Consider the following 13,566-nt stretch of genomic DNA (forward strand, 5'->3'; position numbering starts at 1 on the left):
CGGATCGACTACGGGACAATGGCGCCGGATAAGACATGCGTGAGTTTGAATAATGCCCCTCTCGGTTCTCTTTTTGCAGGGGCCAGCCTCGCCGTTTTTTCGCGAGCTGTCCTCCGCGTTGCGGTCGCGAGGACACCGTACCATTCGGGTCAACTTTTGCGGTGGCGATCTTGTCTATGGCGGACGGGTAGCAAATCGCACCAGCTATTACGGTTCGCTCGAGCATTTGCCGGAGTGGTATCAAATTCTTCTTGAGCGCGAATCTCCAACGGATATCGTGCTGTTTGGGGATTGCCGGCCCATACATGCACCAATACACGCTATTGCCGAGGAAAGGCAGTTGCGGGTACATGTATTCGAGGAAGGTTACGTCAGGCCGAACTGGGTCACGCTCGAGCGCGGCGGAGTCAACGGCCGCTCGGGGCTTTCTCGCGATCCAGAGTTTTTGCTTGCGTCGAGCCGTTTGATTCCGCCCGCGCCCGCAAGCAAGGGAACAGGCTACAACCTGCGGGAGCGCGCATGGCATGACATTTGTTACAGATTGGCGAATGGGCTTTGCTCGTGGCGGTACGGTAACTATCGATCTCATCGGCCTCATAATGGCTTGACGGAATACGCTGCGTTGTCATCGCGCTTCGCGTGCAAATCTCGTTTCGAACGTGAGGCCACGCGTCTCACCGATCAACTGCTGGGATCGGGCAAGCCGTATTTCCTGTTTCCGCTTCAGTTGAATACGGACAGCCAGATTACGCACCATTCGCCATTCAGGAATGTGCCGAATGCGATCGAAGCGGTGATCGAGTCATTTGCGCGTCATGCACCGGAAGATTGCATGCTGGTCGTCAAGAATCATCCGCTGGATACGGGCATATGGAAATACGAGCATGTTGTCGAGCGTATCGCACAGAAGTATGGGGTGGGGTCTCGCATCGTATTCCTGAACGGGGGGCATCTGCCCACACTCCTGACCCATGCGAAAGGCGTTGTGGTGATCAACAGCACGGTTGGACTGTCGGCCCTGCACCACGGGCGGCCGCTCGTCACGCTCGGCCGGGCGATTTACGGGATCCCAGGATTAACGTGGCAGGATTCCATTGACTCGTTCTGGACCGGTGCCAGCGATCCGGATATTCAGTTATACCAAGTATTTCTCAATTACATTCTCCACGAGACGCAAATCAACGGCGATTTCTACACCCGAACCGGCATCGAAATGGCCGTGGCGGGCGCCGTCCAGCGTTTGGAGGCGGCCGAGCATGCGTAAAGAGCCGCCCAGCAACATCGTCATCACCGGCGCAAGCGCTGGCATAGGACGCGAGCTTGCGCTAGCCTACGCCGGCCCCGGCGCAATCCTCGGCCTCATCGGCCGTGACCTCACCCGCCTCGAATCCAGTGCCAGCGACTGCCGCGCCCTCGGCGCCACAGTTGTTACCGCAACCATTGACGTTTGCGACGCCGCCGCTATGCAGCACTGGCTAGGCGAATTTGACACGGCGCACCCCATCGACCTCCTGATCGCCAACGCTGGCGTGGCCAGCACGTTAGCCGGCGCCTCGGACTGGGAAGGGCTGGAGCGCACGGCGCGAGTCGTCGACACCAATTTCTACGGCGCAATGCACGCCGTCCTGCCGGTCATCGAGCAAATGCGCAAACGGCGGCGCGGCCGCGTCGCGATGGTGGCCTCCATCGCCGCTTTGCGCGGCATGGCGATCTCTCCGGCGTACTGCGCGAGCAAGGCAGCCGTCAAGGCGTATGCCGATTCAGTTCGCCCGATCCTGCGGCGCGACGGCGTTGGCATGACGGTGATCCTGCCGGGTTTCGTCAAGACGGCGATGAGCGACGTCTTCCCGGGCGACAAACTTTTTATGTGGAGCGCCGATCAGGCCGCGGCCCATATCCGCCGCAAAATCAACGCCGGCCGCGCCGAAATCGCGTTTCCGGGTCTGCTCGCGTTCGGCATGCGCTTATTGACGCTCCTGCCGCCGGCTGTCGCAGACGCGATTCTGGACCGGCTCTCCTATCAGCCGCGCGGGAAAGGCGCAAATTGAGCGGAACGCTCTGTCTCACGTTCGCAATCGCGGCTGGCGCGTCGTTCGCGCCCGACCGTCTCGCCGCGCCGCGCGGTCCTGTGCGGCGGGCGGCGAGCGCGTGGGCGTTGCACACGCTCGCGGTCATCTGTGTTGCATCGCTGTTCCTGCTCGTCACTGCGCGCCCAGTGTTCTCGGCATGTGGTGCGATCGCGCTCGTCGGGCTCCTTGCGGTGGTCAGCAACGCAAAGTACGAATCCTTGCGCGAGCCTTTCGTTTTCACTGACCTCAGCCTTTTCAGCCAGTTGTTCTCCCACCCGCGCCTGTATCTCCCGTTTCTGAGTGCGGGCAAGGTCGTCGCGATCGGCATTGGCGTGCTGGCTGTGGCCGGCGGCTATCTCGCGGAGCCGCCACTCACGCCGCGTCCTGTGCTCGCCTTGCTGCTCGTCGGCATCGTGACCATTCTTGTGTCGTGCGCACTGGCGCGGCACCTGCCACTGACGCTCAATCCAGTCTACGATGTCGAGCGTCATGGCTTTTTCACGGTCTTTGTCGCCTATCTGCTCAACGGCCTACGTTCCGCGACATTCGACGCGCTTAAACATGCTGCCGCAACGAGTCCATTTGCGACAGGCGGCGCTCCCGGGCAGTGCCCGGATGTCATCGTAATCCAGAGCGAATCCTTTTTTGATGCGCGGCGCATTTCGCCGGCTATCCATTCAACGATATTCACGCACTTCGATTGTGCTTGTAATGAATCTGTGCAATACGGTGCGCTTTCTGTGCCTGCGTGGGGTGCCAATACAATGCGTACGGAATTCTCGTTGCTGACCGGATTGGCGTCGCAAAAGCTCGGCTATGCGCGCTTTTACCCGTACGCATTCGTCCGGCGGGCCTGCGTGTCGATCGCGAGCTGGTTTCGGCGCGTCGGTTATGAAACGCTCGCGATTCATCCCTATTGCGCGGACTTTTTTGGCCGCGAGCGTGCATTACCACTAATGGGCTTCGACAAGTTTCTGGATGTCCGATATTTCGTCGATGCGTTGCGCGCAGGCCCATATGTTTCCGATGCGGCGGTCGCTGACGCTATTATCTCGATATTGGGCGCTGGCACGGCGAAGCCGCAGTTCATCTTCGCGATGACGATGGAAAATCACGGCCCGTTGCATCTGGAGCGCGTCGAAGTAGGCGAGGCGGTGAACTACCACTCGCTCGGCGACGACCCAGCGTGGCGCGATCTCACCGCATATCTGCGCCACGTAGCGAACGCCGACGCCATGATCGGCCGCTTGCTGGCATATTTACGTGCCTGCGGCCGCGACACCGTGCTCTGCTTCTACGGCGACCACGTACCCGCGCTGCCGCACATATTCGATAGGCTCGGCAATGTACCGAGCCAAAGCCACTACTTCATCTGGCGGAATTTCGGAGATCATTCCGCCGCGAAGCAGGACTTGCCCGTCGAGAATCTCGGCGCCGCTGTGCTCCAGACCATGGGGGACGCGAAAGCGTGCGACGTGTCGACCGGCATGTCGGAGAGAACAGAAAAGATATGAATACCAAGATCGCAATCGTCGGCATGTCATGCCGGTTTCCTGGGGGCGTGCAGGGACCGGACGAATTCTGGAAGCTGCTGGAAGGCGAAAAAGACGCCATCACGCAGATTCCCGCAGACCGCTTCGGCACCGACTTCTATCAGCATCAGTCCAAGCGCGAGCCCGGCAAGAGCTACACGTTCGCCGCGGGCGTGCTCGACGACGTCGCGGGCTTCGACGCGGCGTTCTTCGGCATTTCGCCGCGCGAAGCAACGCAGATGGACCCGCAGCAACGCCTGTTGCTCGAATTGAGCTGGGAGGCGTTCGAGGACGCGGGCGTGCGGCCGGGCGACATGCGTGGCCGTGCGTGCGCCGTGTTCGTGGGCGTTGCGAGTTCCGACTACGGCAATCGCAGCATGGACGACTTGAGCTCGCTCGATCCCTATTCGGCCACGGGCAACACGCTCAGCATCGCGTCCAATCGCATTTCGTATCTCTTCGATCTGCGCGGCCCGAGCATGTCGATCGATACGGCGTGCTCGTCGTCGCTCGTCGCGTTGCATCAAGCGGTCAAAGCGCTGCAGACCGGCGAGGCCGAGATGGCGCTCGCGGGCGGCGTGAATCTGCTGCTGCATCCGTATGGTTTCGTGGGCTTTTCGAAGGCGTCAATGCTCTCGCCGCGCGGCCGCTGCCGTGCGTTCGACGCAACTGGCGACGGCTACGTGCGCTCGGAAGGCGGCGCGATCGTCGTGCTGAAAACGCTTGAGCGCGCACTCGCCGACGGCGATACGATCCACGCGGTCATCGCCGGTACGGGCGTCAACTCGGACGGTTATTCGCAGGGCGGCATCAGCGTGCCGGGTGCGCAGACGCAGGCCGCGCTCCTGCGCGAGGTCTATAGCCGCGCGGGCGTCAACCCGCATACGGTCGATTATCTGGAGGCGCACGGCACGGGCACGGCGGTCGGCGATCCGATCGAGGCGCGTGCGCTGATCGAGGTCGCGGGCGCGGGGCGTCCGGCCGAGCGGCCGCTGCTCGTCGGTTCGGTGAAGAGCAACATTGGCCATCTTGAGACGGCGTCGGGCATGGCGGGGCTGATCAAGGCCGTGTTGTGTTTGAAGCATCGCGCTGTGCCGCGTTCGCTGCATTTCGAAGTACCCAATCCGAATATCGATTTCGAAGGCGGCCGTCTGCGCGTAGTCGACCGTTACACGCCGCTCAATGAGCCGGGCCGGCCGCTCGTGGTCGGCGTCAATTCGTTCGGTTTTGGCGGCACCAATGCGCACGTCGTGCTGACCGAGGCGCCTGCCGCCCCAGTCACACAGGCCGCGCAATCGGGTGAGCCTCAAGCGCACGCGGTTGATGAACCGTTCGCGCCGCTCGTGCTCACCGCGCGCTCACCGAAGGCGATTTCCGCGCTGGCAATGCGTTATCTGCAGCGTCTGGACGCGGGCGCGCCCTGGCGCACGCTCGCGGCGGCCGCCGCGCATCGCCGCCAATGGCTCGAGACGCGCGCCGTCGTTGCGCCCACAACCATGGAGGAAGCACGCGTTTCGCTGACCGCGCTGGCGGCGCGCACGGACGAAGTGCTGCCTGGCGCTGTGGTCGAGGCACAGTCTGTGCAAGACGATGCGCCCGTCACTTTGCTCTTTTCGGGCAACGGCTCGCAATGGCCGCTGATGGGCAAGCAACTGCTCGCGGAAGACAGCGTGGTCCGTGCTGCGGTCGAGGAAGTGGACGCACTCTGGCGCGCCGATGGCGGCGAGTCGTTGCTCGCACTGCTCGAAGCGGGTGCCGACACCGGTGTGCTCTCGGCGACCGAGTACGGCCAGCCGCTTCTTTTCGCGATCCAGGTGGGGATCGTGCGCGTGATGCAAGCCCGTGGGTTCGCGTGGGACGCTTGCGCTGGACATAGCGTGGGCGAGGTCGCGGCGGCGTGGGCGGCGGGTGCGCTCTCGCTCGAAGACGCCGTCCACGTCGTCAAGGTGCGCAGCCGCGCCCAGGCGCTTACGCGAGGCAGCGGCCGCATGGCCGCCGCGGGCATCGGCGAGGCGAGGGCGCGCGAATTGATCGATCAGCTCGGCCTTGCCGCCGACGTTGAACTCGCGGGCATGAACAGTCCGCAGTCGGTCACGCTTGCGGGCTCGCTCGCCGGGCTCGAAGCCGTACAGGCGGCGCTGCAGCCGGAAAAGGCCTTCTTCCAGCTTCTCGATCTCGACTACGCGTTCCACAGCCGTCACATGGACGGTATCGAAGCGATGGTGCGCGAGGGGCTAGCGAGCCTCCAGCCCGTCGACGGCACACACCGCTTCGTTTCCACGGTGACGGGCGCGACGCTCGAAGGCTCGGCGCTCGATGCCGCGTACTGGTGGCGCAATATCCGCGAGCCGGTGCGTTTTGGCGACGCCGTCACGCAGCTCGCGCAGGCGGGCGCGCGACTCTTCGTCGAAATCGGTCCACATTCGATTCTGCGTACCTACGTGAAGCAGTCGCTCGATGCGCTCAAGATCACGGGCGCTACGCTCGCGACGCTCAAGCGCCAGCACGACAGCGCGGCCACGCTGCAGCGTGCGCTTTACTCGGCGCTGGCGCACGGCGCGCGAGTTGATCTCGCACGCCTGATGCCGCTGGCTGACGCCGCCGTCGCTACTGCCGTAACGCTGCCCAGCTACCCCTGGCAGCACGAGCGTTATTGGCTGATGCCCACCGTCGAAGGCTACGGCATCGTGAACCGTCGCCGTGAGCATCCGCTGCTCGGCTACCGGCTGCACGAGCATGCCTTCGCGTGGGAAAACCAGATCGATCCGGCGCGCCTGCCGTATCTTGCCGACCACGTGGTCGACGGCGGCGTGACATTCCCGGCTGCTGGCTTCGTGGAGATGGCGCTGGCCGCCGCGCGCGTGTTCTTCGCGACCGACTCTTGCGCATTCGAGAACATCGAGATCCGTCAACCGGTGGTCTTCCAGGCGCAGCACGCGAAGCGCTTTCGCCTGAGCATCGATGTCCGTACCGCCGCGTTCACGATTGAAACGTGCGATCGCATGAGCGACGACGCATGGTCGACGAACGTGGTGGGCCGCCTGCTCGCGAGCGGCAATACGCTCGATGCCGCAAGCGCCATCGACGCGCACATGCTGCAGACGCTTTCGGCGCAGCCCGCCATCGACGCGCAGACGCTCTACGCCGCGACCGAATCAATCGGTTTGACCTACGGCCCCGCGTTTCGCCGCGTCCTCGCCGTGCGCGCAGCAGGTGAGGCGGTGCTGGCCGACCTCGCAGCGCCACACGCCGCCGCCGATGCCGCTGCCTACCGTCTGCATCCGGCCTTGCTCGATAGCGGCTTCCACCCGCTTTTCGCGCTGACGAGCGGCCACGGCGGTGATCGCGCCGCCTGGCTGCCGGTGCAGTTCGGCCGCATCGACTATCTGCGAGGAGATACCATCCGCCAGGTAATGGCCGTGCTCGAGCGGCGCAGCCCGCATTCGGTTGTCGTCTCGTTCCATTTCCTCGACGGCGCCGCGCGCGTGGTCGCGCGCCTCGCGCACTGTCGTTTTCGCCGCGTCGACCTGCATGCGCGCCGCCATCCCGCGCCGTCACGCTATGCATATCGTCTCGAAGCGCGGCCGCTCACCGGCGGCTTCGACGCTTCGGCGCTGCCCGCGTCGGCCACGTTGCTCGACGCGGCGCAAAGCGCGCTCGCCGCAAGCGATGCGCAAGGGCGCCGCGAGATGCATCTGACCGAGGTGCTGCCGCTCATCGACGTGCTCGCGAGCGGCTACGCGCTGCGCGCGCTCAACGCAATCGGCGCATTCGACGCATTCGACGCTCCGGCGCTGCCCGCGAGTCCGCTGCCGGCCCTCACGGCGCGCCTCGCGGCGATGCTCGTCGAGGACGGCCTCGCGCGTTGGGACGGCGATCGTCTCGTACGCGACGACGAAGCCTGCGATGCGCCGCCGCCGGTCGACGATCTATGGCGCAGCTTGCTCGAACAATCGCCCGCGCATGTCGCCGAACTGACCCTGCTCGCGCATTGTGGCGGGGCGTTGCCGGCACTCCTCGCGGGGGAGATGAAGCCGGAGCAGCTGATGTCGCCGACGAGCAACAGTCTCGTCGAGCATTTCTTTGAAGCGTCTCCGACGTGGTCGCATGTGCGTGCGCTGATCGGCGCGTTCACGGCGCGCGCGGTGGCGGCATGGCAGGCGCCGCGGCGTCTGCGTGTGCTCGAGATCGTCCGTATGGACGTGGATGTGCCGCATCCGCTTGAGGTTGCGTTGCCGCGTTCGCTGGCTGCGCGCTGCGACTACGCAATCGCTTGCACGGCGCCGCAGCAGGCCGCGCTGGCGGCCGAAGGCGGCCACGCTTCGCGGTTCGTCACGCTCGGCACGGGCGAGCGCCTGACGCTCAAGGCCGACGACGACGCGCCCTACGACATCGTGATCGCGAACCAGCTGCTCGCCGGTCAGCGCGACCCACTCGCGGCGCTGGTCGCGCTGCGCGGCTGGCTTGCGCCCGGCGCGTTTGTCGTGCTCGCGGAACCGCGTCGCGGCCGGCTCGCCGATATTGTGTTCGGGCCGTCTCGTGTCTCGACGTCGGCGTCGCCTGGTGCGGCGCAGATCGTGAGCATGCTCGATACGGCGGGTTTTGCCGATGTCGTGTCATACGCGGAGCAGGGCATGGAGCTTGAGGGCGCACCCGCGCTGATCGTCGCCCGCGCGCCGACGAGTGAAACGGCGGATGAAGTGCCGTGTACCCAGTCGCACGCACAGGAGGCCTCCCCCCCCCCCTGGCTGCTTGTCCACGCTGGCGACGCAGCCGACGCGCGCGTCGATGGGCTAGCGTTCGCGCTGCGTGCGCGTGGCGGCGACGTCGAGATCGTTGCGCAATCCGCGCTGGCATCGACGCTGCACGCTGCGCGCACCGGCGCGCCGCTGCATCTGGTTTTCGTCGCACCGGACGTCGCCTTGCCCGCCGATGCCGACGGCACTGCCGTCATTCAGGCGCAACGCGCGACATCGATTGCGCTCGCGCGGCTCGTACGGGAGCTGGGCGGGGGCGGCTTGCCGGTGCAGTTGAGCGTGGTGACTCAGGACGGCACGCCTTTCGCGTCCAGCACGAGCTTCACGCCTGACGCCACGCCGCGCCGCCCCGAGCAGGCGACGCTCTGGGGCTTGGGACGCGTGCTGGCGAATGAGCATCCCGAGCTTGGTTGCCGTTTGATCGACGCTTCATCGGCGTGCGAAGACGTGTTCGCCGCGCTCGCGGACGAATTGCTCGCCGCAGACGCCGAGGAGGAGGTCATCCTCACCGCGCACGGCCGTTTCGTGCCGCGCATGCTGGACGCCGCCGAGGCGCAACGGCGTGACGCACCATCCTGTTCCGGTGGCGAACAACCCGCCATGCTGGCCTTCGACACACCCGGTTCGCTGCGCAATCTCGAATGGTTCGCGTTGCCCGAGCGCGTGCTTGAAAACGATGAGGTGGAGATCGAGCCCGTCGCCACTGGCCTGAACTTCCGCGACGTGATGTATGCGATGGGTCTGCTCTCGGATGAGGCCGTGGAAATGGGCTTCGCGGGGGCAACGGTGGGCATGGAGTTGTCCGGGCGCGTGGCGCGCGTCGGCGCTGATGTGACATCGTTCAAGGCCGGCGATGCGGTGCTTGGCTTCGCCCCGGCGTCGTTTGCAACGCGCGTCGTCACGCGCGCGGGAGCGATCACGCACAAGCCGGCCTCGATGACGTTCGAAGAAGCGGCAACCATCCCGACCACGTTCTTTACCGCTTGGTACGCGCTCGTCGAGCTCGCACGACTGCGTCGCGGCGAGCGCGTGCTGGTGCATGGCGCGGCGGGAGGCGTGGGCATCGCCGCGATTCAGCTCGCGCGCCATCTGGGCGCCGAAGTCTTCGCCACCGCGGGCAGCCGTGAAAAGCGCGAGTTCGTGCGTCTGCTGGGCGCGAACCGCGTGTTCGATTCGCGTAGCCTCGCGTTCGCTGACCAGATTCGCGAAGCGACGGGCGGCTCGGGTGTCGACGTCGTGCTCAATTCGCTCGCGGGCGAGGCGATGGTGCGCAGCATCGACACGCTGCGTCCGTTTGGCCGTTTCCTCGAACTGGGCAAGCGCGACTTCTACGAGAACAGCAGCATTGGCCTACGGCCGTTCCGCAACAACATCAGCTACTTCGGTATCGATGCCGATCAGATCATGGGCGCGCTGCCCGAGCTGACGACGCGTCTGTTCGGCGAAGTCATGCAGTGCTTTAGCGATGGCGTGCTGCATCCGCTGCCGTATCGTGTCTTCCCGGCAGCGCATGTCGAAGAGGCGTTCCGCTACATGCAGCAAGCGCGCCAGATCGGCAAGGTGCTCGTCGGTTATCCTGCGGGCACGCCTGCACCGACGCGCGGCGCCATGGCCGCAACCCATGCCGATGCTCTGCGCCTCGACGCGAATGGCGCGTATCTGGTGATCGGCGGCACGGGCGGTCTCGGCTTCGCAAGCGCGCGCTGGATGGTCGAGCGCGGCGCGCGTCACCTGACGCTGGCGAGCCGCGGCCGCCGGCTGAACGATGAGGCACGCGAGGAGATCGCGCGCTGGCGCGAGGCGCACGGCGTGCAGGTCCATCTGGTCGCCTGCGACGCGACGGACGCGGCGGCGGTTGCAGCGCTCGTCGCGCAAATCGCTGCGCGCGGCACGCCGCTCAAGGGTGTGCTGCACTCGGCGATGCACATCGACGATGGTCTCGTGCGCAATCTCGACGACGCGCGCTTCGAAGCCGTGCTCGCGCCGAAGCTGGCGGGCGCGTGGAATCTGCATCGCGCGACGCAAGCCTGCCCGTTGGACTTCTTCGTCGTGTATTCGTCGGCAACGACGGCGCTCGGCAATCCGGGCCAGTCGAACTACGTGGCCGCCAACACCTTCCTCGAAGCGCTGGTCGAAACGCGGCGCGCCGCGGGTCTGCCCGGCACGTGCATGGGATGGGGGCCGCTCGCGGACGTGGGCTTCCTCGCCCGCAACGAGAAGACGCGCGAGGCGCTGCAGTCACGAATCGGCGGCGTGTCGATCACCTCTGACGAGGCGCTCGCGGCGCTTGAGCGTGTGCTGCTTGCGGGCGGCGCAGGCGAGGCCGTCGTGCGGCTCGACTGGCAGGCGCTTTCGCGCGGCATGCCGGCAGCGCAGGCGCGCCGCTACGCCGCGCTGCACGCGCATGGCGACAACGAGCCCACCCTCGAGCGCGGCGACCCGCTGCGCGAGCGCGTGCGCGCGCTGCCGCGTGACGAGGCGCTCGCGCTCGTCGAAGAGACGCTGCGTGCCCAAATCGCGCGTATCCTGCACCTCGCGCCGGAACGTGTGGCGCTCGACACCTCGGTGCTCGACATGGGCATGGATTCGCTCATGGGCATGGAGCTCGGCATGGCGGTCGAGGAGGCCTTCGAGGTCAAGCTTTCCGTGATGGCGATCGCCGAGGGCGCGACGGTGCATTCGCTCGCGGTGCGCATCGTCGATTCGATTGCTTCGGCCGAGGAGGGCGAGACGAGCGATGCGGCTGCACCGGCCGGCGCCCCCGCGCAGCAAGCGCAAAGCGCGTCGGCTGCGCTCGCCCATCTCGCGAGCAAGCACGCGCTCGATGCCGAAATGCCGGCGTTGCTCGCCCATCCTGGTGTACCCGTGGCCGAGCTGATCCATTGAGGGCGCCGGCAGGTTGGGAGGGCACCGAGGGCACGCTCGCACGCGAGCTCGTCATGGCCGGGCACGGGCTGCATACGGGCCGCCGCGTTCAGGTGCGCATCCGGCCCGTGGCTGAAGCGGGAACCGGCATTGTGTTCCGGCGTCTGCACGCGGGTCAGGAAGTCGCGATACTGCGCGCCGATCCTGCGCTGCGCGAAGCGCAGCCGCTATGCACGATGCTGCGCGCGCGTAAAGCAACGAGCAGTGGCACGAAAGCAGGCGCTGGCGTGCGCACGGTCGAACATCTGCTCGCCTCGCTGCTCGCGTGCGGTATCGATCACGCGTTGGTGGAGCTCGACGCAGAAGAGTTGCCGATTCTCGACGGCAGCGCCGCGCCCTGGATCGACGCAATGCGTGCGTGCGGGCGTACGGCGCTCGCGCACCCCAAGCGCTTTCTCCGTGTCAAAAAGGCCATCGTGGTCGCCGATGGTACGGGTGCGCAGCGCCGCGAGATGTGCGTCGAACCGTGCGAGCGCTATGAAATCAGCGTACGCAACGACCTCAAGGGTTTCGGCGACATGCTGTGGCAGGGTGAAATGACACCCGAAGTGTTCGCGCGGGAGATTGCGCCGTCACGCTCGTATGGGCGCGTGAAGTGGGCGCTTCCGGCCATCGTGGCCGGCTACGTGAAGCGTACGCCGATCCTGCGCGGTGCGTGGATATCGTGCACGGCGTCGATCGTCGGTAACCGCGTAATCGGCGGCATGCGCCTGCCGGACGAATTCGTTCGGCACCGCGTGCTTGATCTCGTCGGCGATCTCGCGCTCGCCGGCGCGCCTTTGCTCGGACGCGTGAGCGCGCTGCGGCCGAGCCATGAAATGAATTACAGACTGTTGTCCGCGCTGCTTGCCGACGCCGATGCGTGGGAATGGGCGGAATGCGCAGCGTAATGGTGTCGTAAATAACAACCGGGGTAAAAGGCAGCAGATGGGAATGGGAGACCAGATCCGCAAGCAACTTGCGGCGGCAGCGCTCAAGCGCCAGCTCGAGCGCGTCTCGGGCGAGGCGCAGGCGCAATTCGACGGCGCGACGCCGCAGACTGGCGCCCGCCCGATCGTGGCGGCGGATGCGCCATGGGACGCGCGCTCGCGCTTCGAGGCGATGCCGCTCTATCAGCAGGTCAAGCTCATGAAGCAGATGGGCGAGACGTTGGACGTGGAGTCGCCGTTCTTTCGCGTGCATGAAGGCATGGCCGGCGCGACTACGACGATCGGCGGACGCGAGTACATCAACTACGCCAATTACAACTATCTCGGCCTCGCCTCGGAAGCTTCGGTGATGGCGGCGGCGCAGGACGCGATCGGCCGCTACGGCACTTCCGTTTCCGCGAGCCGCATGGTCGCGGGCGAGCGTCCCGTGCAGCGCGAGCTTGAGCGCTCGCTCGCCGCGTTCTACGAGACCGACGACTGCGTGGCATTCGTGAGTGGGCACGCTACGAACGTCACGGTGATTGGCGCGCTGTTCGGTCATGGCGATTTGATCGTGCATGACTCGCTCGCGCACAACAGCATCGTGCAGGGCGCTCAGTTGAGCGGCGCGAAACGGCTCTCGTTTGCGCACAACGACTGGAGGGAGCTCGACAGCCTGCTTGCGCGCGTGCGCCACGAATACCGCAATGTGCTGGTCGTGATCGAAGGCTTGTACAGTATGGACGGCGATTATCCGGACCTTGAACGGTTCGCCGAGATCCGCCGCCGCCATGGTGTGTTCCTCATGGTGGACGAGGCGCACTCACTTGGAGTGCTGGGGGAGACCGGACACGGCATACGCGAGCATTGCGGCGTGCCATCCAGCGAGGTCGATTTGTGGATGGGCACGATGAGCAAAACCCTAGCGGGCTGCGGTGGCTTCATCGCGGGCTGCCAGCCGCTCATCGACATGCTGCGCCATCTCGCGCCGGGTTTTCTATACAGCGTGGGGCTCGCGCCCGCGCTTGCGGCGGCTTCGCTCACCGCCCTCGAGCGTCTGCGCGCGGAATCTGCACGCGTGCAGGCACTCAAGGCACGCGGCCATCAGTTTGTACGCGAGGCGCGCGCCGCAGGGCTCGATATCGGGACCAGCGCGGGCTATTCCGTCGTGCCGGTCATCACGCGAAGCTCGCTGAAGGCCGCACAGTGGGCGAACGCGCTCTTCGATGAAGGCATCAACGTGCAGCCGATCTTCTATCCGGCGGTGGAAGAGCGTGCAGCGCGGCTGCGCTTTTTCATCTGCTCGACGCATCTGCCCGAGCAGATCACCCAGACCGTTGCGGCACTGGCGCGCATCGCGAAACAGTAAAGGACC

General features: G+C 65.6%; 6 protein-coding genes. All 6 read left to right on the forward strand.

All coding sequences use genetic code 11. The annotated features are described in order from the left end of the window. Positions 1 to 52 precede the first annotated feature (52 nt). Genes P5W99_RS03370 through P5W99_RS03395 form a run of 6 tightly spaced genes read left to right on the forward strand, consistent with a single transcriptional unit; the run spans position 53 to position 13,560 of the window. Entirely contained in the window at positions 53 to 1,264 is a 1,212-nt protein-coding gene (locus P5W99_RS03370) for a capsule biosynthesis protein (RefSeq protein ID WP_434661797.1), read from the forward strand. Next, complete coding sequence (locus P5W99_RS03375) at positions 1,257 to 2,048, forward strand: SDR family NAD(P)-dependent oxidoreductase (RefSeq protein WP_434661799.1); 792 nt, start codon at positions 1,257 to 1,259, stop codon at positions 2,046 to 2,048. The genes P5W99_RS03370 and P5W99_RS03375 overlap by 8 nt, the downstream gene beginning before the upstream one ends. After that, positions 2,045 to 3,583 (forward strand): LTA synthase family protein, encoded by a 1,539-nt coding sequence (locus P5W99_RS03380; RefSeq protein ID WP_434662412.1) that lies wholly within the window; start codon positions 2,045 to 2,047, stop codon positions 3,581 to 3,583. The genes P5W99_RS03375 and P5W99_RS03380 overlap by 4 nt, the downstream gene beginning before the upstream one ends. Next, positions 3,580 to 11,244, forward strand: coding sequence for an SDR family NAD(P)-dependent oxidoreductase (locus P5W99_RS03385; protein WP_434661800.1), 7,665 nt, complete (start codon positions 3,580 to 3,582; stop codon positions 11,242 to 11,244). The genes P5W99_RS03380 and P5W99_RS03385 overlap by 4 nt, the downstream gene beginning before the upstream one ends. Further along, a complete protein-coding gene (locus P5W99_RS03390) occupies positions 11,241 to 12,173 on the forward strand; it encodes a UDP-3-O-acyl N-acetylglycosamine deacetylase (RefSeq protein WP_434661802.1) in 933 nt (310 codons plus the stop codon). The genes P5W99_RS03385 and P5W99_RS03390 overlap by 4 nt, the downstream gene beginning before the upstream one ends. A 37-nt stretch (positions 12,174 to 12,210) precedes the next feature. Further along, entirely contained in the window at positions 12,211 to 13,560 is a 1,350-nt protein-coding gene (locus P5W99_RS03395) for an aminotransferase class I/II-fold pyridoxal phosphate-dependent enzyme (protein WP_434661804.1), read from the forward strand. The last annotated feature ends 6 nt before the right edge of the window (positions 13,561 to 13,566 follow it).

This window comes from Paraburkholderia sp. A3BS-1L, assembly GCF_051125215.1.
In the GTDB taxonomy this organism is placed as follows: Bacteria; Pseudomonadota; Gammaproteobacteria; order Burkholderiales; family Burkholderiaceae; genus Paraburkholderia.